Origin of the sequence: Rothia nasimurium, from assembly GCF_014217215.1 — a bacterium.
Lineage (GTDB): Bacteria > Actinomycetota > Actinomycetes > Actinomycetales > Micrococcaceae > Rothia > Rothia avistercoris.
On record NZ_CP056080.1, the window covers coordinates 225,155 to 246,045 of the forward strand.

The following is a 20,891-nucleotide window of genomic DNA, read 5'->3' on the forward strand; positions in this document are numbered from 1 at the left end:
CCTTTTAAGTTTTAAGGTCCCCTTGGGCAAAGCGGGCGGACGCACGGGGCTGGTGAGCACCTACAGACGGACGCACGCGCGGGCGCGCGGAAGCCGCCAGGTGAGAATCACTGCCGCGCCACCGTCCTTTCAGCTAATACTCAGACACGAATTATTTAAACACCCAAAACAGCCCCTTCAGGGGTCGCTGGGAACACGCAGTCCTAAGATAAATCTGTGCCACTCTCACCTCGAGTTAACCCCCAGCGGAGCGTCTTTCTGGGGTTCATTACCGTCATCCTGGCGGGTACCCTCCTTCTGCTGCTCCCTATCTCTCACCTGACCCCCTCCACGCACCGCGTCATCGACAACCTCTTTACTGCTGTCTCGGCCACCTGCGTCACCGGCCTTTCCACCGTGGACACCCCCACTTACTGGTCAACCACTGGGCTGGTCATCATTATGGTGCTTATCCAGGTAGGCGGTCTGGGCGTCATGACCCTCTCCACCGCTATCGGGGCGTCCCTGCAACGCCGCCACATGTCCTTCAACACCAAACTCAAGGCAGCCGCCGAGGTGCGCGGCAACGGCCTGTTCAATATGCGCAAGGCCGTCTTCAACATCATCAAGCTCTCCCTCTTCTTTGAGGCCTGCGGAGCCCTGCTCATGACCGCCCGTTTCTACCTGGCCTACGATATGAGCTTCACCAAAGCCCTCTGGTACGGGGTGTTCCACTCGGTCTCAGCCTTCAACAACGCCGGGTTCGCCCTCTACTCCAACAACCTCATGGGTTTCTCCAGCGACCCCTTTATCCTGCTGCCCATCAGCTTCCTCATCATCTTTGGTGGCCTGGGTTTTCCCGTGCTCATGCAGCTTCGCAAGTACGGGCGCAACGCCCACTACTGGAACATGGGCACCAAGCTCGTCCTCTACGGCACGGCTATACTGCTTACCCTTGGGACTATCGGGGTAACGGCCCTCGAATGGAATAACCCGGGAACCCTCGGGCCCATGAGTACAGCCGATAAAATCCTGAACGGGTTCGCCCAGTCCGTCTCTACCCGCACAGCCGGCTTCAACAACATCGATATGTCCCAGGTGCACCCGTCCACCCTCATGTTCATGGACCTCTGGATGTTTATCGGTGGCGGCCCCGCTGGTACCGCAGGCGGCATTAAAATCACGACCTTCGGCGTCCTTCTCTTCCTCATGCTGACGGAGATCCGAGGTGAAGGCGCCGTGAACATCTTTGGTAAGCGCCTGCCGCGGTCTGTGCATCGTGAGGCTATCACCGTTGTTTTGCTGAGCTGCGCTCTGATTGGTGCGAGCGTCTTTACCCTGCAGCTGCTGACCGACTTCACGAGTGACCAGCTGATGTTTGAGGTGGTCTCGGCCTTCGCTACGGTAGGGCTCAGTACGGGTATCACCCCGCAGATGCCGGACGCCGGCAAAATTATTCTCATTATTCTGATGGTTCTGGGGCGCGTTGGCCCCGTTACCGCTGCGGCCGCCTTCGCGCTCAAGCGCCGGCCGGTGCACTACGAATTCCCCAAAGAAAGGCCGATCATTGGTTAATAAAAAGAGGCTCTCCTTCTTTAGCCCCGAGGACGCCCGCACGCAGAAGTCCGTGGCGGTCATTGGCCTGGGGCGGTTTGGCCAGTCTATGGCGTTAGAGCTCATGGAGGACGGCGCCGAGGTGTTGGGTATCGACAGCGACGCTTCGGTGGTGCAGCAGATGAATAACCGTCTCAGCCACGTGGTGCGGGCGGACGCCACCGACCCCGAGGTGCTGGAACAGCTCGATGTTCTGGACTTTGACCGTATTGTTGTGGCAATCGGTAACCATCTGGAGTCGAGTATCTTGGTGACCTCTTACCTGCTGCGGCAGGGGGCGACCAACATCTGGGCGAAGGCTGTATCTGACCAGCACGGGGTAATTTTGCAGCAGCTGGGCGTTGATAAGGTTGTCTTCCCTGAGCGTGACATGGGCAAACGTGTCGCTCACCTTCTGCAGGGCGGTCTGAAGGAGTACATCCAGATTGACCGGAACTGTGTGACCGTGATGTCTGCTGCTCCGCAGAGCTTTGTGGGCCAGGACGTCAACACCCGGGCCCTGCTTCAGAAAGAGGGGATTGCGATTACTGCCGTGCGCGACGCTCGGGGTACCTGGCACCATCTGCCCGAGAACTTCCCGGTGGAGGAGGGCGATACTATCTTGTTTTCGGGCACCCCGCAGGCCGTGGAGCAGTTCTCGCGTAACTTCCTTTAGGCCCGCGCGAAGAAGGTACCATCGTAGTCAGAAAAACCCACCTCGTTGGTGGGTTTTTCTGATTTAGGTGGCACCTACCCGAGGGGTGTTACCGCATGAGCACCCAGTCCAGGTAGGGGTTGAGGAAGAGGCCCGACGGGTCTAGCTCTTCGCGCAACTCCACGAAGTCGTTGAAATGGGGGTAGAGCTGGGCGAGGGCGTCCGCGTCCTGGGTGTGGAACTGGCTCCAGTGGGGGCGTCCGCCATGGTCCTTGAAAACCCCCTCAAGCATACCGAACAGCTCAGCATGGGGCTGGCGCCAGTAGGCGCGCGCCGAGACATAGAAGGTCTCCCGCCCGTAGGCCTGCGAAAGCCAGATGTCGTCGGCGGCAGCGGTGCGCACGACCAGGGGGTAGGCCATCTGGCTGCGGTAGGACGCCAGGTGAGCGCGAACATCGCGCATAACGTCGGCAAACTGCGACATATCGAATGCGTATTCCATATTGTTTTGTCGCACGGTGCGGTGAATAGTGAAAACGCGGGCCGAATAGTCGGCGTAGCGGCGGTTGCCCTTAGCCCAGTTGGCTACCCTATTCAGCGTCGGCTGCGCTGCGGGCACCTTAGCCCCGGCATAACTGAGCGCCGAGAACACCCCGTTGTTGAGCAGCTGGTCGCCGCCGTAGCGCCGGGCCTGGCTCAGGGCAGCGCTGGCGGGCATGTAGCCGTCGGTGAGCAGGGCCAGGCGGGTGAGTCTGCGGGTGCGCACCTCGCCGGAGCCCGGGAACCAGCTAAATTCGTAGTGGTCCGCCCCGCGGGAGCGGTCTTCAAAAGAGTGCACGATGCTCTGGTAGGTATGCCCGCGCTCAGCCGCGTGCAGGCGGAACTGGGGTACCACGTTAAAGGTCAGCTCCACGATGATGCCCAGGGCGCCCAGGCCGCAGAGGGCCGCTGAGAAAATTTCCGGGTTCTGCTGGGGCGAGCAGGTGAGCAGGGTGCCGGTGGCGTCCACCAGTTTGAGCTCGGCGACCTGGGTGGCAAAGATACCGTAGCTTAGGCCGGTGCCGTGAAAGCCGGTAGAAATTGCCCCGGACAGGGTCTGCTCGTCGAGTCGCCCCAGGTTGGTGAAGGCCAGGTTGTAATGGCCCAGTAGGCGGTTGGCCTCGCGCACGGTGGTGCCCGCCAGGAAGGTGGCGGTGAGGTTATCGGGGTCCACCCGCACCAGGCCGGTCAGGTGCTCTAGGGTCAGCATGGTGCCGACCGGCTGCCCAATGGCAGACGCGCTGCGCCCACGCCCCACTACCTTGACCCGGGTATCTGCCGCGGCGGCGTCCTGAATCTGCCGTTGCAGCTCGGGTACTGACCGGGGCGTAAGGACGCCGGTGGGCTGCACGGTGTGCTGGCGCGCCCAGGTGCTCCACGAGGGGCTTGTCTGCGGGGTGTCGGCCATGATCTACCTCGATTCTTGCTCGTTCATGCATATTTTCGCACGAAGAGGTGGGTGCTGGCTGTGAGTCTGGGCGGCCGGTCACAGCTTGGTAACAGTTGGCTCACAATTCGATCAACCTGCCTGTTTTCGCTTGCCCGGGCCAGGGTCGCTGTGATGGGGTGGAAGTACTGGAGAAAGGAAGGTATAACCACCATGAACAAGTCTTCACTCCGTATTTTTGCCCGTTGCGGTTCGGCTGCGCTCGTCCTCGGAGCGCTGACGCTCACGGGGCTTGCTCCCGCCCAGGCCAGCGAGGCCGGTACCGCGGAGCAGCCGCCGCTGGTCACCAGCTCAAGCACCGGCACCCTGCCCTGGGCTCCCGAAGATTACGCCTGGTTGGGCGCTCCCACCGATGAGGGTTTTGATGCTCCCGGTACTCCTAGCACCCCCGGTTTTATGGGACAGAACTTTACCCGCGGGGCTGTGTTCTATAACGAGGTAACGGGCACTCACGCTGTGCACGGTGCTATCTATGACCTATGGCGTTTTGGCGCAGTGACGGTGGGTGACGGCTCTGCCCTGTACAACCTGATTCCTGTGACCGACGAGCAGCCGGTGGGCAGCGGCGTGCGCCAGAGCTTCGCCCAGCCGGGTCTGGCTAGCGGTAACGTCTTCTGGTCTGAGGCTACTGGCGCCCATTTTGTTGAGTCCGGAACCCTGGCAGGGGACTACTTTAATGCTCAGGGCGCTGTAGATGCTTTTGGTTTCCCGGTGTCTGAGGTGCAGCAGGTGGGGGATGCCTCGGTGCTGTACACCGAACAGGGTGTACTGACGGTGACCGCCTCCGGCGCTACGTTTAGCCCCCTGAGTTAGGCGTTTCCCAGCGAGTGTGCGCCGTATCGCCGAGCGTGCGCATGGCTACTGCACGCTCGGCGATATAACGCACGCTCGTTGGCGCAAGGACGCCGCACCCCACTCCCCTGCCCAGCGGCAGGGGAGTGGGGTGCGGCGTCCTTACCTTATGAATAAGTGCGGTAATGAAGCGAAATAAGTCACGCCGCTCACGAGGGGAGGACTAAACTAGAAGTAGGCCCCGGCAGCAGCGCCGGCAACCCGGCTGGCAGAGCGGGGTCATCATGAATCTAAGGAGATGACCATGACCGAACACGCTCTCACCTTCGGTGAAAAAGCAGTAGCTGCCCGCAACGATATCGCAGAAGTAGCCAACGCATCCGGTGAAATCATCGTCGGTATTGACGGCTCCGAGCAGAGCTACGGTGCCCTGCGCTGGGCCGTGCACGAGGCTGAAATCCGCAAGGTGCCCGTCCGTATGGTCACTGCCTACTCCCTGCCCGTCTTCACCGGCACCGGTTTCGATGCTGGCTACTCCATGGTCGATGAACAGGCCCTCACCGACGGCGTAGCCCAGATCCTTGACGAGGCCTACTCTCGCGTTGGCGAAACCAGTGTTGAACTTCGCGCAACCGTAGAAACCGGCGACGCCACCGCCGTGCTCCTCGAACTCTCCAAGAAGGCCGAGCTGATGGTGGTTGGCTCCCGCTCCCACGGCGGCTTCCTGGGCCGACTGCTGGGCACCGTTTCCACCTCCCTGCCCGCCCACTCACACTGCCCCACCGTTGCAGTGCCCCACTCCTACGCTGAGAAGATTGAAGCCGACCCCGGTATTTTGGGCAGCGGCAAGTCGGTGGTTGTCGGTTCGGACGGCTCCGATGAAGCCCGCCTTGCCATGATGCAGGCGGCGGACGAAGCAAGCCGCCGCGGCGTCAAACTCACCCTGGTCAACGCGCTCGCCCCCTACACCGGTGCCCTGAACTGGGTGCCCACCGCTGTTGACTTCGAGGCCCTCTACCGCGAAATCGCCGACCTGCAGCGTAAGGCTGCCGAATGGATTCGCGGCTACTTCCCCCAGCTGGAAATCGAGTTCAAGCTCATCGACGGCTCCCCCGTGCAGGTTCTGCTAGAAGCAGGTAAGGCTGCCGACATGATTGTGGTCGGTACCCGCGGCCGCGGTGGTATTGCCGGCATGATTCTGGGCTCCACCTCGCAGGGCATCCTGCACAATACCCAGGTGCCCGTGATGATTGTTCCCCAGATCGAAGACCCCCGCATCGATCAGGCCCCCGATGCCGGCGTTACCTGGGGCTAGCCAAAACGTAAAAGCACTCTAGTCAGCTTCTCTCGCAAGGAGTAGGCTGGTTGTAAGACAAGGCAGGATAGCTCCCGCCGAAGCTCCTTTTCAGGCTGAAAAGGGCTCCGACGGCGCTATCCTGCCGTCTTTTTTAAAAAAGTTCAAAAAATTTTTGGTACGGACGCTTGCTGCGGCAATATCGGTTCTGGCTAGGTTGTTTATGTGTATCGCCGGTTACTTTTGCGTGAATTTTGTGGTGCAGGGCACCCAGCTTTTGACCCAAAATGCCCCGAATGGGTGGTTTTCGATTTGCGCGCCTGTTTGAACTCGCGTAATGTATTACTTGTTCGAGCGACGGGCTGAGGAAACAAAGCCGGTCACGATACAGCGAACTAGCCCCTATCGTCTAGCGGCCTAGGACGCCGCCCTTTCACGGCGGTAACACGGGTTCAAATCCCGTTGGGGGTACTGTGAAACCTTTGGTTTCACGGCCATGTAAGAACTTCGGTTCTTGCGTATGGCCCCGTAGCGCAGTTGGTTAGCGCGCCGGCCTGTCACGCCGGAGGTCGCGGGTTCAAGTCCCGTCGGGGTCGCTCCGACCGCGTAAGTTCTCACTTGTGGGAAGACGCGGTTGTGGCATATCTAAGGGTATGCCTGGCTCTGTAGCTCAGTTGGTAGAGCGTGCGACTGAAAATCGTAAGGTCACCGGATCGACGCCGGTCGGAGCCACGAAATCCACTCTCTAGGCTTCTACATGAGAGTGGGTTTTTTGTTTTAAAACAAAAACAGCCCCAGCCTGTGGGTTCACAGGCCGGGGCTGTTTTTAGTTAATCTCAACAATCACCGGGGCGTGGTCTGAGGCACCCTTGCCCTTGCGCTCTTCACGGTCAATTTCGGCGCCCACAACCCGCTGGGCCAGTGCGGGGGAGTAGAGCTGAAAATCAATGCGCATCCCCTCGTTCTTGGGGAAGCGTAGCTTGGTGTAGTCCCAGTAGGTGTAGGGCACGGTGGTATGCTCACGAGCCACATCAACCAGCCCCAGAGGCTCTTCAAGAAAAGCCCTAAAGGCCGCCCGCTCAGGCTCGGTCACGTGAGTCATCTGGTTTTCCCTAAAGAAGTCGATATCCCATACATCCTCATCGAGCGGGGCAATATTAAAGTCCCCCACCAGGGCGAACTGTGCCGCGGGGTCCTGCGCTAGCCAGCTGGCGGCGTCCTTGCGCAGCTCCTCAAGCCAGGCCAGCTTATAGGGCATATGTGGGTCATCGATACCGCGACCGTTGGGCACGTAGAGGCTCCAGACCCGAACCCCACCGCAGGTAGCCCCAATCGCACGGGCCTCAACGACGGCGTCCTCACCCGGCTTGCCAAAAGCCGGCTGGTTGGTGAAGGTGCGCTGAATGTCCTCAAGCCCCACCCGGGAGGCCAGCGCCACCCCGTTCCACTGTGACAGCCCAAAATGGGCCACCTCATAGCCCGAGTACTCAAAAATCTCGTAGGGGAAGGTCTCGTCGGTGGCCTTGGTTTCTTGGATGGCTAGGACGTCTACGTCGCTGCGTTCTAGCCAGTCTTCCACGCGGTCGGCGCGGGCACGGATAGAGTTCACGTTCCAGGTAGCAATTTTCATGTCACTAGCCTAGCAACCCACCTGCCCCCTTAAAAGTGCAGATGCCTGTCACTTTAAGCAGGGCATCTGCATTTATGACAGGGTACTTGCTGTTTAAGAACTGCCTGGAATAGGCTGGAATTCGTGGGCGTTAGGTTGCGGAAGCAAAACCCGCCCCACCTCAAACGAAAGAGCATGTATGGCAGCAGCCCCCGCTATTGAATTCCGGTCTGTCACCAAGAAATACGGTGACACGGTGGTGGTAGACAACCTTAACCTCAGTATTCCTCGGGGGAGCATCACGGTTTTTGTGGGCCCCTCGGGCTGCGGTAAAACGACCTCCCTGCGCATGATTAACCGCATGGTAGAACATACCGGCGGGGAGATTCTGGTGCGGGGAGAAGCCAACACCTCCCACCCCGCTCACGAGCTGCGCCGCTCTATGGGCTATGTGCTGCAGCAGGCGGGGCTCATGCCCCATCAGAGCGTGCTCGACAACATCACCACCGTGCCCCGCCTCAAAGGGGTGTCTAAGAAGCAGGCCCGTGCCGAAGCCCTAGAACTTCTCGATACCGTGGGCCTAGACCGCGCATCTGCCAGTAAGTACCCGGCCCAGCTATCGGGTGGTCAAGCCCAGCGAGTGGGCGTGGCTAGAGCCCTGGCGGGGCAGTCAGATATTTTGCTCATGGACGAGCCCTTTAGCGCCATCGACCCCGTGGTGCGGGCTGACCTGCAACAGAGTCTTCTTGACCTGCAGCAGAAGCTCCAGCGCACCATCGTCTTCGTCACCCACGATATCGACGAAGCTGTGCTCCTGGGGGACTACATCGCCGTCTTTGCCCCCGGCGGCACCATCGCCCAGTTCGGCACCCCCGAAGAGATTTTGCGGGCCCCGGCCTGTGATTATGTTGCTTCTTTTGTGGGGCGCGACCGGGGCATGCGCCGCCTGACCTTTGCCGGGGCGGGGAACGTGCCCGTCCGCCCCCTGCAAGCCGCTGAATCTGAGGGCTGGCAGCTGAGACTAGCGGACGGACGCCCCGACGGCTGGCTCACCGACGGCAGGCACCTGCCCGGTGGCTCCCTCTTCGTGCAGGGTGGAACCCTGCGTGATGCCCTGGATTCGGTGCTGTCGTCCCCCTCCGGCTGGGGTGTGGCGGTTGACGAGCAGGGGCTGGCCCTGGGCCTGCTGGAGGCCGACAACGTGCTCGAAGCAACCCGGCAGGAGCGATACCTGCGCTACGGCCTGGAAGCCCCCTGGGTCCGTGCTCATGGGGCTGATAGGGGCCGAGAGTCCACCGACGAGACCCCCGGCAGCGGGGCGTCCGCATGAGCTGGTTTCTAGCGAACCTACCCTACATCGGGCAGCTCACCACGCTGCACCTGGCGCAGTCGGTCATCCCGGTAGTGGTGGGCTTTGCCCTTGCCCTGCCCCTGGCCCGGCTGGCCCTGGGGAGGCGGGCGGACGGACGCTCCACCGAAGCCTACACAACTGCCGGCCGGGTGCGTAAAGGGGCGATCGTCAACGGCGCTGCCCTGCTCTACACCGTGCCCTCACTAGCGCTGTTTGTGCTCATGCCCCTGGTGCTGGGCACCTCCATTACTTCCCCGCTCAACGTCTACGTGGCGCTGACTATCTACGTGGTAGCCATGATGGTGCGCAGCGCCGTGGACGCCTTCGAATCGGTCTCACCCATCACCCTCGAAGCCGCCACAGCCGTGGGCTACACCCCGCTGCGCCGCTTCTGGCAGGTTGAGCTACCTCTGTCGCTACCCGTCATGATCGCCGGTTTACGCGTTGCCCTGGTCTCGAATATTTCTATGGTGTCGGTGGGCGCTGTTATTGGCATCCAGTCCCTCGGCACCCTCTTCACCGACGGCCTGCGCCGGGACCTACCTGCTGAAATCATCACCGGAATCCTGCTCACCCTCGTCCTTGCCCTCGTGCTCGACCGCCTGCTGGCCCTGGTCGGCGCCGCGCTCACCCGTTGGAGGAACCCATGATTTTTCAGGACGTCTGGGCCTGGTTCACCGCCCCCGGCGCCTGGGCGGGCACCGGCGGTATCTGGCAACGTCTTGGCGAGCACCTGGCCTACTCCGGCCTGGTGCTGCTGGTCGCGGCGGCTATCGCCTTGCCTCTCGGGGCCTGGGTGGGGCATACCGGCAAGGGGCAGAACCTGGTTGTAGCTCTCACCGGTGCCCTGCGAGCCCTGCCCACCCTGGGCCTGCTCACCCTCTTTGCTCTCTGGCTGGGTCTGGGTCTAACCGCCCCGGCGCTTGCCCTCGTCATACTGGCGATCGCCCCGCTCCTGGCGGGCACCTACGCCGGTATCGCGGCTGTGGACCCCGTTATTAAGGACGCTGCCCGCGCCCAGGGTATGACCGGCTGGCAGGTGCTCACCCGGGTAGAAATTCCCGTGGCCCTGCCCCTCATCTTCGGTGGCATTCGTAATGCGGTGCTGCAAATCATCGCAACCGTCACCGTGGTTGCCTACATCAACCTGGGCGGGCTAGGACGCTACCTCATCGACGGGCTGGCAGTGCGTGACTACACCCGCATGGTCGCAGCCGTCCTGCTCGTTGCCGCCCTCGCCCTAATCGTCGATGCTCTACTCGCCCTTGTGCAAAGAGCCCTCACCCACCCCGGACTAAGGTAAACACCCATGACATCACCCCGCCTCACCCGACGCTCCCTCTTCACCGGGGCAGGACTCGCCGCCGGGGCTCTAGGCCTTTCCGCCTGCGGCCTTGACGGCTCCACCGCCTTTGGCAGCGGGAGCACCACCGGTACCATTACCGTAGGCTCAGCCGACTTCACCGAAGCACAAATTATCGCCGAAATCTACGCCGCAGCCCTGCGCGCCCGCGGCCTAGACGCCACCACCAGCCCCGCCATCGGCGCCCGCGAAGCCTACCTCGGGGCCCTCCGCGAGGGCACCGTCTCGGTAGTACCCGACTACTCCGGCAACCTCCTGCTCTACTTCGACGCAGAGACCACAGCCATCACCTCCCAAGAAATCGTGCAGGCTCTCCCCGCAGCCCTGCCCGAGGAACTGGGCGTTCTGGCGGCCTCGCAGGCAGAGAACAAGGACTCCCTGGTCGTCACCGCCGCTACCGCCGAAGAACACGCTCTGACCAGCCTGGACGACCTCACCACCCTCAGCGGCCAGCTCAGCCTCGGGGCACCCCCGGAATTCGCGGAACGAGCCTACGGCCTGCCCGGCCTAGAGCGCCTCTACAGCTTCACCCCGGCGTCCTTCGAACCCATCAACGACGGCGGCGGCCCGCTCACCGTCTCAGCCCTGGCCGACGGCACCGTCGACATCGTGGACCTCTTCTCCACCGACCCCGCCATCACCGCCAACAACTTCGTGGTGCTTGAGGACCCCAAAAACATGATCCTGGCCCAGCAGGTACTACCCGTCATCAACACCCGCCAGGTCTCGGTCGCAGCCGCCCGCGTCCTCGATGAGGTATCAGCCCTGCTCACCACCGAGACCCTAATCGAACTGAATACGCGCGTCTCCGGCACCGAAAAAGCAGCCCCTGCCACCGCCGCAGGGGAGTGGGTGAGCGAGAACTTCGCATAAACCGTGACTCACCACCGTGCTGCAAAAGGGCAGGGGCATAGGCTACCGCCAGCGACCCTCTCGCTCCTCGCCTGGCGGCTCGTCACGATTTACGCCAGCCCCGAGCCAGCTGGCTCGTAGCCTATGCCCCTGCCCCTCCGAACGTGCGGCGGGCGTCCGCGCTCTTAGATTGCTGCGGGGAAGCTCTGCAGCTTACCGCCGATCATGGTCTCAAGCACGCGAATTACCTGGCAGGAGTAGCCGAACTCGTTGTCGTACCAGACGTAGAGAATGGCGTTATCGTCACCGGAGGTGATGGTGGCCAGGCCGTCCACTACACCGGCGGCGCGGGAGCCCACGAAGTCGGTTGACACGACCTCGTGTGAGTCGGTGTAGTCAATCTGGCGGCGCAGGTTGGAGCGCAGGGAGCGTTCGCGCAGCAGGTTGTTGAGTTCTTCCTTAGAGCCAACGGGCTTGTCGAGCTGCAGGCTCAGGATAGCCATGGAGACGTCGGGGGTGGGGACGCGAATAGCGTTGCCGGTCAGCTTGCCCTCCAGCTGGGGCAGGGCCTTCGACACTGCCTTGGCCGCGCCGGTTTCGGTAATCACCATGTTCAGGGCAGCGGAGCGACCGCGGCGGTCACCCTTGTGGAAGTTGTCGATCAGGTTCTGGTCGTTGGTGAAGGAGTGCACGGTCTCAACGTGGCCGCGCTTGACGCCGAAGACCTCGTCCATAACGGCCAGCACGGGGGTGATGGCGTTGGTGGTGCAGGACGCTGCCGACAGTACGGTGTCGTTATCGTCTATGATGTCGTCGTTGACGCCGCAGACGATGTTCTTCACGCCCTTACCGGGAGCGGTGAGCAGGACGCGCGCAGCCCCCTTGGCCTGCAGGTGGCGGGAGAGACCGTCCTTGTCGCGCCAGCGGCCGGTGTTATCGACCACGATAGCGTTCTCAATGCCGTGGGCGGTGTAGTCGACCTCGGCCGGGTCAGAGGCGTAAATGAACTTGATGGGGGTGCCGTTGGCGATGATGGTGGAGTTCTCTTCGTCCACGCGGATGGTGCCCTTGAAAGCACCGTGGACAGAGTCGCGGCGCAGCAGAGAGGCACGCTTGTAGAGGTCGTTGTCGGTGTTCTTACGAACAACAACCGCGCGGAGCTTGGGTCCGGGGCCGGTGGAACGCTCCAGCAGAATACGGGCCAGCAGGCGGCCGATGCGGCCAAAACCGTAGAGTACGACGTCCTGCGAGGCAGCTTCAATCTGGTCCTTCTTACCGACGACGGGAGCCAGTTCTTCCTTCAGCCAGGCCTCAAGATCACCGGCACCAGAAGCCTCAAACTTGCGCTGCAGGCTAGCCAGACCCAGCGAGCAGGCACCCAGGTCAAGGGTGCTCACAATTTCAAGGATCTTCAGGGAATCAGCCGGGTTCAGCTCAACATCATCAATCTGACGGGCAAAACGGTGAGCCTTCAAAATCTGGATAACAGACTTGTTGATCAGGCTGTGGCCGTGAATAGAGACAACCACATTGTTCTCTCGATTCAGCTTGCCGATCAGGGGGATCATAGCTTCGGCTTCAGCCTCAGAGGCAAGCCACTGCTCGTGAGCGTTGTCGGCAGAAATAGTCATGGTGTGACCTCTTCCTCGATGAGTAGCGTCATTGAACTCATCGGTTAGCAGCGCGGCGGTGCGCTGGTAGCTGGTGACTGGCGGCCCACACCCCGATTCATGCACGGGCACGACGAGCTGGTGGGCACTACAGACCTAAGTTTATAGTTTGTTGTCTCACATGTGGAGTTTGTGACGCGAAACTTATCTGAGGTCAGGGCCACAACCGGTAAAATGAGGACATGCTCACTGTCATTGGCGAAGCCCTCGTAGACGTCGTTCAGCGCCCCGGGCTCGAATCTCATGCACATCCCGGCGGTTCCCCCATGAACGTTGCCGTCGGCGTCTCCCGTCTGGGCCATGAGGCCCAGTTCATTGGCCGCTACGGCAAGGACGCCTACGGCGACCTGATCGACGCGCACCTGAGGGCCTCGGGTGTCCTGCTCCCTGTCGGTGCTGACGCCAAAAAGACCTCCGTTGCCCAGGCAACCCTTGGCGATACCGGCGCCGCGGAGTACGAGTTCGATATTGACTGGTCACTCGACGCTGCCCAGGCAGCTCTCGACGAGGTGGGCAAGAACGCCACCGCCGTGCACGTGGGTTCTATCGGCGCCATGCTAGAGCCCGGCGCGTCCGCTGTGCTCAACACCGTCAAGCAGGCAGCCCCCCACGCCCTGATTTCTTACGACCCCAACTGCCGCCCCTCCATCGTGCCCGACGCCGCAGAAGCGCGCGCCTGGGCTGAGAGCATCGTGCGCCACTCGGACGTGGTGAAGGCCTCTGACGAGGACCTTCTGTGGCTCTACCCCAACCGCACCCTGGAAGAATCGGCGCGAGCCTGGCTGGAGCTGGGTGCCTCCCTGGTGGTTGTGACCCGCGGCGAGATGGGCCCCTGGGCTATCACCCGCAAGACCTCGCCCGACGGCATCGCCCTGCCCGCCTACCGGGTAGAGGTCGCCGATACCGTGGGTGCAGGCGACTCCCTCATGGCAGCCCTCATTGCGGCTCTGCTTGATCGCGACATCAAGGGTGCGGGTGCCCGCGCCGCTATTGAGCTGCTGAGCAAGGACGACCTCAAGGAAATCCTGGCTTTCGCAGCGGTTGCTGCGGGCATCACCGTCTCCCGCGAGGGCGCTAACCCGCCCAGCCGCAACGAACTGAACGCTGTGCTCTACCCGCAGGGCTAGTTCCGCCGCTCCCCTCCCCGAGGGGACCGCAAAACTAAAGAAGGACCGCATATTTTGCGGTCCTTCTTTAGTTTTCAGGTCCCTTTTCGTGAGGGGTGATAGTCAGTAGACTGGTTAGTGCATAGCCAAAGCTCATCAATGACGAGGAGGTCCCTCATGCTCAACCGCGAACCCTACGCAGACCTGCCTGACCTACCCACTTTCACGCTCGCGTCCGCCGATATCACCGAGGGAGAGACCCTGCCCCGCGCCCAGGTATCCGGGATTATGGGCGCAGGTGGCGAGGACGTCTCGCCCCAGCTCTCCTGGAGCGGCTTCCCCGCAGAAACCAAGTCCTTTGTGGTGACCTGCTTTGACCCGGACGCCCCCACCCCCTCAGGCTTCTGGCACTGGGTAGCCTCTAACATTCCCGCCTCGGTCACCGAACTGGCCACCGGCGCCGCCGAAAACCTGCCCGAAGGAGCCCTGGGGCACCTCAACGACGGTGGCACCCGCAGTTTCGTTGGCGCAGCCCCGCCCGCCGGCCACGGCCCCCACCGCTACATCTTCTGCGTCACCGCCGTTGACGTGGAAAAACTCGACATCGACGAAAACGCCAGCCCCGCCGTGGTCAACTTCAACCTCTTCTTCCACGGCATCGCCCGAGCCTTCTTAACGGCGACCTACGAAGAAGAGAACTAGAATCTTCTTTCGCCAGGATCAGCAGGCTCGCGCTTGATGGAGCCCAGCAGATTCCGAGCGCGCGAGGAAATAAATCTGCGGGCGGAATAGGCGCATGCCTGACCCTCACGCCCCGCCTTGCGGCGGATTTCGTTCGCTCTTATGTGCTCGCGCGCTCGCACCCGCTCACTTCATCCGAGCCAGCAGCTTCGCTGCGAGCCTGCTTCACCTGCCCCTTTGAATAAGCCTCTAGAATGTAAAGCATGATTAAACTGATTGCCAGCGACCTGGACGGCACCCTCATCGGGAGTGATTTCAGGTTCCGCCCCCGCACCCTGCAGGCCCTGCACGCGGCGGCGGATGCTGGCGTCCGTATCGTCTTTGTGACTGGCCGCCCCTTGCGCTGGTTGGCTCCCGTGCTGGAGCAGCTGGGCGAGGAGTGGAACGGCGAGAACTCTTTTGCCTTCTGCTCTAACGGTGCGGTGACGTTCGATATTGCCCGTTCGCAGGTGGTTGCCACCCGTACTATCAGCGGGGCTGAAACTTTGGCCCTGCACGCCGAGCTGGAGCAGGCTTTCCCGGGAGCTCTCTATATCGCGGAGACCCTGGAGCATGTCTACGTGCAGGGAACCTATGACCCGCACGTGCAGGAAGACACCAGCAAGGTGGTTGAGGGGCGGCTGGAAGAGATTTTGGCGCCCGACGCTGAGGTTGTGAAATACCTGCTGTTCCGAGATGGTGCGGTACCTGCTGACCTGCTGGCCCGCGTGCAAGAGATTGTGGGGGAGCGGGTATCTGTAACGCGCTCTGCCCCCTACCAGCCCCTGGTGGAAATTGCGCAGCGGGGGCTGAATAAGGGCCGGGTTCTGGCTGACTTCGCGGCTTCGCTGGGCATTGGCCCTGATGAGGTGGCTGCTTTTGGTGATATGCCTAATGACTTTGAGATGCTGGACTGGGCAGGTCACGGCTACGTGATGGCCTCGGGCCTGCCGGAGCTCAAAGACCGGGTGGGGCGTATCTGCCCGGGGTTTGAAGAGGACGGCGTTGCCCAGATTATCGAGCGCATGCTGACTGAGCGCGAGGGTCGCCAGGCCTAAGTTACTGGCCGGTAATATACTGGTTCTTATACCTTCACACGCATCTGCACCTTCTTCACCTGACCGCACCCAGATTTACGCCCACAGGGGGGGCTCGCTGTAGGGCAGGCTGAAAACACCGAGGGAGCTCTCCGCCGTGCCCTCGATGCTGGGGCCCACTGGCTCGAAACCGACGTGAACACCACCGCTGACGGCCAGGTACTGGTTTTTCATGATCCCGCCCTCAACCGTTTAGTGGGCCGCCCCGGCCGGGTGGCTGAGATGACCTGGGACCAGCTGCGCGACCTGAACCTGGTGGATGGCGGTCAAATTTCCCGCCTGCGCATTGTTGACCGCAAGCTGGTAGCTGCTGCCCGCCGGGCCGGGGTGGAGGTGCACGTGTGGACGATCGACGATGAACGCACTATGCGGGAACTTATCGCCCTGGGGGTCAACGGAATCGTCACTAACCGCACCGACCTGCTTGCGGGCGTCCTCGCTTCCTAAACAGTAACAAGGGGACCGCAAAATCAAAAAGGGACCGCATAATATGCGGTCCCTTTTTGGAAATCTGGTCCCCTTGTAAGCGCTCCGGGGCAGGGGAGAGGCTAGTGGACGTCGCCCTTAGCCTCGGTCGGGGTCAGCGGCTCCGGGTGGGCCTTCGACGCCTTATTGAGTGCCGCCATCAGGTGGTAGACCACCAGGGTCGCGGCGGTACCCAGGGCAATACCGGCGAACTGTAGGTCGCCAATATCCCAGGTGTAGTCAGCAATACCCACAATCAGGGCCACGGACGCGGCGGTCAGGTTAACCTGGTTTGAGAAGTCCACGCGGTTCTCAACCCAGATACGCACACCCAGCATGCCAATCATGCCATACAGCACGGTGGCAGCGCCGCCCAGCACACCGGCAGGCACAGACGCCACGGCCGCACCGAAAACCGGGAAAATCGAGAGCAGGACGGCGAAAATCGCAGCGACCCAGTAAGCGGCGGTGGAGTAGACCTTGGTTGCCGCCATAACACCGATGTTTTCGGCGTAGGTGGTGGTACCCGAACCGCCGCCGGTACCGGCTAGGGTGGTGGCCAGGCCGTCCGCCATGAGGGCGCGGCCGGAGTACTTGTCGAGATTATCCCCGGTCATAAGGGCAACGGACTTCACGTGACCGATGTTCTCGGCAACCAGCACCAGAATAACGGGAATGAAGAGGCCTGCCAGGTTCCAGTGGAATTCGGGGTGCTGGAAGTGGGGCAGGCCAATCAGGCCCTGCTCGGCCCAGGTCTTTTCGATGGCGGTGAAGTCAACCTCGCCACGCAGCGCGGCGGTGATGTAGCCAATGATGACGCCCAGCAGGATCGACAGGCGGCCAATCATGCCCTTGAAGAGCACCGAAATCAGGATGATGGAGCTCAGCGTTACCAGGGCGGTCACGGGTGCTTCCATAAAATTATTCTTGGCGGACGGTGCCAGGTTGAAGCCAATCAGCGCCACGATGGAGCCGGTGACGACCGGGGGCATGAGCTTGGTCAGCCAGCCGGTTCCGGCGACCTGAACAATCAGGCCAACAATGAACAGGGAGACACCTGCCATGACGATACCGCCCAGGGCACCGCCGGGGCCGTACTGGTTGGTGGCCGCTGCCAGGGGTGCGATGAAGGCGAAGGACGACCCCAGGTAGGAGGGCACGCGTCCTGCGGTGATCAGTAGGAAGAGCATGGTGCCGATACCCGAGAAGAAAAGGGTGGTGGCCGGAGGGAAGCCGGTCAGCAGGGGCACCAGGAAGGTCGCGCCGAACATGGCAACGACGTGCTGCGCGCCGATGCCGATGGTGCGGCCCCAGGTGAGGCGTTCGAGGGGGCGGACGACCCCGCCCGGGGTGATGTTCTTGCCGTCGCCGTGCAGGGACCAGGCGAGGCCGAGCTGGGAGCCCTTTTCGGGCTGGGAACCGTTAGACATGAGATGCTTTCGCAGTGTGTGGGTAAATCGTCCTTATTTTACGCCGTGGAAGGGGCGCGCGGACGGCTGTGGTTCCAGCGGATAGGTGTGATATTGGCTGAGATTCTGCGTAGCGTAGACCAACTCAAAAATATGTATCAGGGTTTGCACCGTGTGGACCTCACAGAAATAAATGAAATATTACAGGTTCTATGAGACCGGGGTCATCGACAGGTAAACTAAGCATGCCTACTCTTTAAAGGAGAGAGTCTTGCCGTCCTTGCCCCGCGGGTGACGGCTCCTACCGCCGCATCTACTAAGGGCTGATACGTGACCATAGTTCTAGCGCTTTTCCTTCTTATATCCCTAGTGACCCCCTGGCTTTACCGCCGCCTGGGCACCTCAACCTTCTACCTGCTGGCCGCGATCCCAGCTGCCGTGCTCGCCCTGGTTCTGACCAAGACCGGCCAGATTCTCGGTGGCACCCCCTGGAGCGAGAGCTACCAGTGGATTCCCGAGCTGGACATGGCGCTCACCTTCCGCATGGACACCCTCTCCTGGGTTATGAGCCTGCTGGTCCTGGGCGTAGGCTCCCTGGTGCTCTTCTACTGCGCCAGCTACTTCAAGCACTCCACCGGCGACACCGGCCAGTTCGCAGCCTACCTCTTCGGCTTTGCCGGTGCCATGTTTGGTCTGATTACCGCAGATGACTTCATCCTCATGTTCATCTTCTGGGAAATCACCACCATTCTCTCCTATCTGCTCATCGGCTACTCCCGCCACCGCCTCTCAGCCCGCCGTTCTGCCCTGCAGGCCCTCACGGTCACCACCGCAGGTGGCCTGGCCATGCTGGTCGGTATCGTCATGCTGGGCTACAGCCTGGGCACCTACTCTCTGGCTGAACTCGTGGAGCGGGGCCCGAGCGTCCTTGCCGCCGCCCAGGAGGGGCACGGCCCCCTGACCATGGGCATGCTCTCTGCCGCCCTCGTGCTGATTCTCTGCGGTGCCCTCTCCAAATCAGCGATGTTCCCCCTGCACTTCTGGCTACCCGGCGCTATGGCCGCCCCCACTCCGGTCTCTGCCTACCTGCACGCGGCGGCGATGGTCAAGGCCGGTATCTACATTCTGCTGCGCCTGGCTCCCGGCTACGGGGAGGTTGAGATCTGGCAGAATATCCTGATTATCTTCGGCGCCTTCACTATGGTGTTCGGCGGCTGGGCCGCCCTCAAGCAGACCGACCTCAAGCTGATTCTGGCCTACGGTACCGTCTCGCAGCTGGGCTTCCTGGCCCTGGTGATTTCGGGGGGAACTCCGGACGCCATCTACGCGGCTATGGCGCTCATGGTGGCTCACTCCCTGTTCAAGGCAACCCTCTTCCTCTCGGTCGGTATTATCGACCACCAGTCCGGCACCCGCGACATCCACAAGCTCTCGGGCATCTACCGCCGTGCCCCTAAGCTGGCTATTGTCGCCACTATCTCAGCGGCCTCAATGGCGGGTATTCCGCCCCTGGCAGGTTTCGTGGCCAAGGAAGCGGTGCTCGAAACCTACCTTTCCCACACCACCGGCTGGCAGGGGGCAACCACCCTGATCGCCATCGTCCTGGGCTCTATTCTCACTTTCGCCTACTCAGCCCGCTTTGTCTGGGGTACCTTTGCCGTCAAGCCCTACGCCTACATGCACAAGGAAGGCGTCAAGTACTGCCGCGTAGAAAAGGGCACCGCCGACTTCGAAGAGGTCGACAACGGCGATATCGATATCAACACCCGGGCCCTTGCCCGCAACCGCCGCGGCCAGAAGCTCAGCCCCGATACGGCCTTCCACCCGGTCTCCTTTACCTTCCTCTTTGCCCCGGCGGTACTGACCGTCCTGACCCTTATCTACGGTCTCTACCCAGAGCCGGTACACCTCTTCGTCAAACCCTTCCTGAAGGCATTCCCCGAAACTGCCGCCGAACTTGAGCTCCACCTGGCCCTGTGGCACGGCATCACCCCCGCCCTGCTGACCTCCCTGGTCATCATGGCCATCGGCGCCCTGCTCTTTATCTTCCGCAAGCAGATTGAAGAGCTGCAGGGTATTCTGCCCTCGGCCCCCAGTGCCTCTATCGTCTACCGCGACGTGATTGATGCCCTGGACCGCCTGGCCGTGTGGGTCACCGGTATGACCCAGCGAGGCTCCCTGGGCTTCTACCTGGGCGTCATTCTGATTACCGCTGTGGTGGTGCCCTTCGCAGCCCTCTTCGTCAACGAAACCCCGCCACTGGCTAACGTGCGTGTCTCGGAGTCCCCGGCCCAGTGGGCTATCGCCGTGGTCATGATCGTGGCGGCCCTGGTTGTGGTCTTCGTGCGCAAGCGCTTCTTAGCCATCATGATGGTCTCGGTAACCGGCTACGGCATGGCCATTCTCTTCGCCCTGCGCAGCGCCCCCGACCTGGCGACCACCCAGCTGCTGGTTGAAACCATCGTTCTGGTGGCCTTTGTACTCGCTATGCGTGTGCTACCCCGCCAGATTCCCCGCATCCGCTCCAAGGACGGTAAGGACGGCGCCCACAAGACCCTGCGTGTCATCATCGCCCTGGGCTTCTCTGCCCTCATGATGGCCCTGGCCATGTTCACCTTCTCATCCCGCTCCCTCGACCCCATCTCGCTTGAGATGCCCCGCCTGGCCTACGAAATTGGCCACGGCTACAACGTGGTCAACGTGACCCTGGTCGATATGCGTGTCTGGGACACCTTCGGCGAAATCTCGGTGCTGGCCCTGGCAGCTACCGGCGTTGCCTCCCTGCTCTTCATCGAAGGACGCGCCGACTCGGCGTCCGCGCGCAGGCTCGACACCCAGGCCATGAAGAAAATCGAGAGCTCCTTCGCCAAACGTACCCAGATTACTGTGGCCCAGCGCGTGGCAGGCCAGTTCTCCTCGGTAGAGCGCGACCCCTTCATCGTGGCAGGCCGTACCCTGCCCCCCGAGTCCCGCTCGATTCTGCTGGAGGTTATGACCCGCCTGCTCTTCCACACCCTCATCATCGTCTCCTTCTACATGCTGATTGCCGGCCACAACCTGCCCGGCGGCGGCTTTGCAGGTGGCCTGATGGTGGGTCTGGCCTTCGCCGTGCGCTACCTGGCCGGTGGCGGCGCGGAACTGCGGGCGGCGTCCCCCTTCTCCGCCGGCACCTTCCTGGGCGCTGGCCTGGGTATCGCCACCCTGTACGCCCTGGCCCCGGCCCTATGGGGCGACCCCATCTTCTCCAGCTACGTGCTGGACTTCTGGCTGCCGGTCTTTGGCGACGTCCACTTCGTTACCGCAACTATCTTCGATATCGGCGTCTACCTGCTGGTTATCGGCCTGGTGCTCGACATCCTGCGCAGCCTGGGTGAGCGCATCGACCTCAAGCTGGTTGCTGAGCGCCGTAAGAAAGAAAAGCAGGCCCGCGACAAGGCACGAAAGGCATAA

The 20,891-nt window shown here is 61.9% G+C and carries 17 protein-coding genes, 3 tRNA genes and 1 pseudogene; 17 read left to right on the forward strand and 4 right to left on the reverse strand.

Going from position 1 to position 20,891, the window contains the following annotated elements:
- Positions 1-216: 216 nt before the first annotated feature.
- Positions 217-1,554: a TrkH family potassium uptake protein gene (locus HWU94_RS01080; protein ID WP_185173937.1), complete on the forward strand. Its 1,338-nt coding sequence runs from the start codon at positions 217-219 to the stop codon at positions 1,552-1,554.
- The gene (locus HWU94_RS01085) at positions 1,547-2,248 is read left to right on the forward strand and encodes a TrkA family potassium uptake protein (protein ID WP_244955985.1); all 702 of its coding nucleotides are present in this window, start codon (positions 1,547-1,549) and stop codon (positions 2,246-2,248) included. Before HWU94_RS01080 ends, HWU94_RS01085 begins: the two co-directional genes overlap by 8 nt.
- 88 nt (positions 2,249-2,336) lie before the next feature.
- Here the strand turns inward: HWU94_RS01085 and HWU94_RS01090 are convergent, their stop codons facing one another.
- Complete coding sequence (locus tag HWU94_RS01090; protein WP_185173938.1) at positions 2,337-3,674, reverse strand: D-arabinono-1,4-lactone oxidase; 1,338 nt, start codon at positions 3,672-3,674, stop codon at positions 2,337-2,339.
- Positions 3,675-3,866: 192 nt separating this feature from the next.
- On the opposite strand from HWU94_RS01090, the gene HWU94_RS01095 reads away from it, so the two are divergent.
- The 5 genes from HWU94_RS01095 (at position 3,867) to HWU94_RS01115 (ending at position 6,531) form a co-directional block, all read left to right on the forward strand.
- Positions 3,867-4,526, forward strand: coding sequence for an LGFP repeat-containing protein (locus tag HWU94_RS01095; protein ID WP_185173939.1), 660 nt, complete (start codon positions 3,867-3,869; stop codon positions 4,524-4,526).
- Between the two features lie 283 nt (positions 4,527-4,809).
- Positions 4,810-5,820 carry a universal stress protein gene (locus HWU94_RS01100; protein ID WP_185173940.1) on the forward strand — a complete coding sequence of 337 codons (1,011 nt, stop codon included), beginning with the start codon at positions 4,810-4,812 and terminating at the stop codon, positions 5,818-5,820.
- A gap of 377 nt (positions 5,821-6,197) precedes the next feature.
- Positions 6,198-6,270 (forward strand) — tRNA-Glu (locus HWU94_RS01105).
- Between the two features lie 51 nt (positions 6,271-6,321).
- Positions 6,322-6,395, forward strand: a tRNA-Asp gene (locus tag HWU94_RS01110).
- A gap of 63 nt (positions 6,396-6,458) precedes the next feature.
- Positions 6,459-6,531 (forward strand) — tRNA-Phe (locus HWU94_RS01115).
- A gap of 94 nt (positions 6,532-6,625) precedes the next feature.
- On the opposite strand, the gene HWU94_RS01120 is transcribed toward HWU94_RS01115, so the two are convergent.
- Positions 6,626-7,429, reverse strand: a complete 804-nt coding sequence (locus HWU94_RS01120; protein WP_185173941.1) for an exodeoxyribonuclease III — start codon at positions 7,427-7,429, stop codon at positions 6,626-6,628.
- 178 nt (positions 7,430-7,607) lie between these two features.
- Between HWU94_RS01120 and HWU94_RS01125 the strand changes: the two genes are divergently transcribed.
- From HWU94_RS01125 to HWU94_RS01140, 4 genes are read left to right on the forward strand one after another with little or no spacing between them, the layout of a single operon-like run.
- On the forward strand, positions 7,608-8,738 hold the full coding sequence (locus HWU94_RS01125) for an ABC transporter ATP-binding protein (protein WP_185173942.1): 1,131 nt from the start codon (positions 7,608-7,610) through the stop codon (positions 8,736-8,738).
- Positions 8,735-9,409 carry an ABC transporter permease gene (locus HWU94_RS01130; RefSeq protein ID WP_185173943.1) on the forward strand — a complete coding sequence of 225 codons (675 nt, stop codon included), beginning with the start codon at positions 8,735-8,737 and terminating at the stop codon, positions 9,407-9,409. The genes HWU94_RS01125 and HWU94_RS01130 overlap by 4 nt, the downstream gene beginning before the upstream one ends.
- A complete protein-coding gene (locus HWU94_RS01135; protein ID WP_185173944.1) occupies positions 9,406-10,062 on the forward strand; it encodes an ABC transporter permease in 657 nt (218 codons plus the stop codon). Before HWU94_RS01130 ends, HWU94_RS01135 begins: the two co-directional genes overlap by 4 nt.
- A gap of 6 nt (positions 10,063-10,068) precedes the next feature.
- Positions 10,069-10,995, forward strand: coding sequence for an ABC transporter substrate-binding protein (locus tag HWU94_RS01140; protein WP_185173945.1), 927 nt, complete (start codon positions 10,069-10,071; stop codon positions 10,993-10,995).
- 164 nt (positions 10,996-11,159) lie between these two features.
- Here HWU94_RS01140 and HWU94_RS01145 read toward each other — a convergent pair whose 3' ends face one another.
- The gene (locus HWU94_RS01145; protein WP_185173946.1) at positions 11,160-12,605 is read right to left on the reverse strand and encodes a glyceraldehyde-3-phosphate dehydrogenase; all 1,446 of its coding nucleotides are present in this window, start codon (positions 12,603-12,605) and stop codon (positions 11,160-11,162) included.
- 221 nt (positions 12,606-12,826) lie between these two features.
- On the opposite strand from HWU94_RS01145, the gene HWU94_RS01150 reads away from it, so the two are divergent.
- The 5 genes and pseudogenes from HWU94_RS01150 (at position 12,827) to HWU94_RS11700 (ending at position 16,014) form a co-directional block, all read left to right on the forward strand.
- The gene (locus HWU94_RS01150) at positions 12,827-13,771 is read left to right on the forward strand and encodes a carbohydrate kinase (RefSeq protein ID WP_185173947.1); all 945 of its coding nucleotides are present in this window, start codon (positions 12,827-12,829) and stop codon (positions 13,769-13,771) included.
- Between the two features lie 156 nt (positions 13,772-13,927).
- Positions 13,928-14,452 carry a YbhB/YbcL family Raf kinase inhibitor-like protein gene (locus HWU94_RS01155; RefSeq protein ID WP_185173948.1) on the forward strand — a complete coding sequence of 175 codons (525 nt, stop codon included), beginning with the start codon at positions 13,928-13,930 and terminating at the stop codon, positions 14,450-14,452.
- A gap of 242 nt (positions 14,453-14,694) precedes the next feature.
- Positions 14,695-15,528, forward strand: coding sequence for a Cof-type HAD-IIB family hydrolase (locus HWU94_RS01160; protein WP_185173949.1), 834 nt, complete (start codon positions 14,695-14,697; stop codon positions 15,526-15,528).
- Positions 15,529-15,648: 120 nt separating this feature from the next.
- Positions 15,649-15,807 (forward strand): annotated as a pseudogene (locus HWU94_RS11730) (glycerophosphodiester phosphodiesterase); the annotation flags it as partial.
- Positions 15,790-16,014: a glycerophosphodiester phosphodiesterase family protein gene (locus HWU94_RS11700; protein WP_342355187.1), complete on the forward strand. Its 225-nt coding sequence runs from the start codon at positions 15,790-15,792 to the stop codon at positions 16,012-16,014. The pseudogene HWU94_RS11730 and the gene HWU94_RS11700, both read left to right, overlap by 18 nt.
- Positions 16,015-16,115: 101 nt before the next feature.
- On the opposite strand, the gene HWU94_RS01170 is transcribed toward HWU94_RS11700, so the two are convergent.
- Entirely contained in the window at positions 16,116-17,462 is a 1,347-nt protein-coding gene (locus tag HWU94_RS01170) for a uracil-xanthine permease family protein (protein WP_185173950.1), read from the reverse strand.
- A 309-nt stretch (positions 17,463-17,771) separates the two neighbouring features.
- Between HWU94_RS01170 and HWU94_RS01175 the strand changes: the two genes are divergently transcribed.
- A complete protein-coding gene (locus HWU94_RS01175; protein WP_244955986.1) occupies positions 17,772-20,891 on the forward strand; it encodes a Na+/H+ antiporter subunit A in 3,120 nt (1,039 codons plus the stop codon).

Excerpts from the sequence above, each read along its gene's own strand:
- HWU94_RS01150 (WP_185173947.1), top strand. The coding sequence starts at position 12,827 with ATGCTCACTGTCATTGGCGAAGCCCTCGTAGACGTCGTTCAGCGCCCC.
- HWU94_RS11700 (WP_342355187.1), top strand. The coding sequence starts at position 15,790 with ATGACCTGGGACCAGCTGCGCGACCTGAACCTGGTGGATGGCGGTCAA.
- HWU94_RS01140 (WP_185173945.1), top strand. The coding sequence starts at position 10,069 with ATGACATCACCCCGCCTCACCCGACGCTCCCTCTTCACCGGGGCAGGA.
- HWU94_RS01120 (WP_185173941.1), bottom strand. The coding sequence starts at position 7,429 with ATGAAAATTGCTACCTGGAACGTGAACTCTATCCGTGCCCGCGCCGAC.
- HWU94_RS01125 (WP_185173942.1), top strand. The coding sequence starts at position 7,608 with ATGGCAGCAGCCCCCGCTATTGAATTCCGGTCTGTCACCAAGAAATAC.
- HWU94_RS01170 (WP_185173950.1), bottom strand. The coding sequence starts at position 17,462 with ATGTCTAACGGTTCCCAGCCCGAAAAGGGCTCCCAGCTCGGCCTCGCC.
- HWU94_RS01095 (WP_185173939.1), top strand. The coding sequence starts at position 3,867 with ATGAACAAGTCTTCACTCCGTATTTTTGCCCGTTGCGGTTCGGCTGCG.
- HWU94_RS01100 (WP_185173940.1), top strand. The coding sequence starts at position 4,810 with ATGACCGAACACGCTCTCACCTTCGGTGAAAAAGCAGTAGCTGCCCGC.
- HWU94_RS01090 (WP_185173938.1), bottom strand. The coding sequence starts at position 3,674 with ATGGCCGACACCCCGCAGACAAGCCCCTCGTGGAGCACCTGGGCGCGC.
- HWU94_RS01160 (WP_185173949.1), top strand. The coding sequence starts at position 14,695 with ATGATTAAACTGATTGCCAGCGACCTGGACGGCACCCTCATCGGGAGT.
- HWU94_RS01155 (WP_185173948.1), top strand. The coding sequence starts at position 13,928 with ATGCTCAACCGCGAACCCTACGCAGACCTGCCTGACCTACCCACTTTC.
- HWU94_RS01145 (WP_185173946.1), bottom strand. The coding sequence starts at position 12,605 with ATGACTATTTCTGCCGACAACGCTCACGAGCAGTGGCTTGCCTCTGAG.
- HWU94_RS01135 (WP_185173944.1), top strand. The coding sequence starts at position 9,406 with ATGATTTTTCAGGACGTCTGGGCCTGGTTCACCGCCCCCGGCGCCTGG.
- HWU94_RS01130 (WP_185173943.1), top strand. The coding sequence starts at position 8,735 with ATGAGCTGGTTTCTAGCGAACCTACCCTACATCGGGCAGCTCACCACG.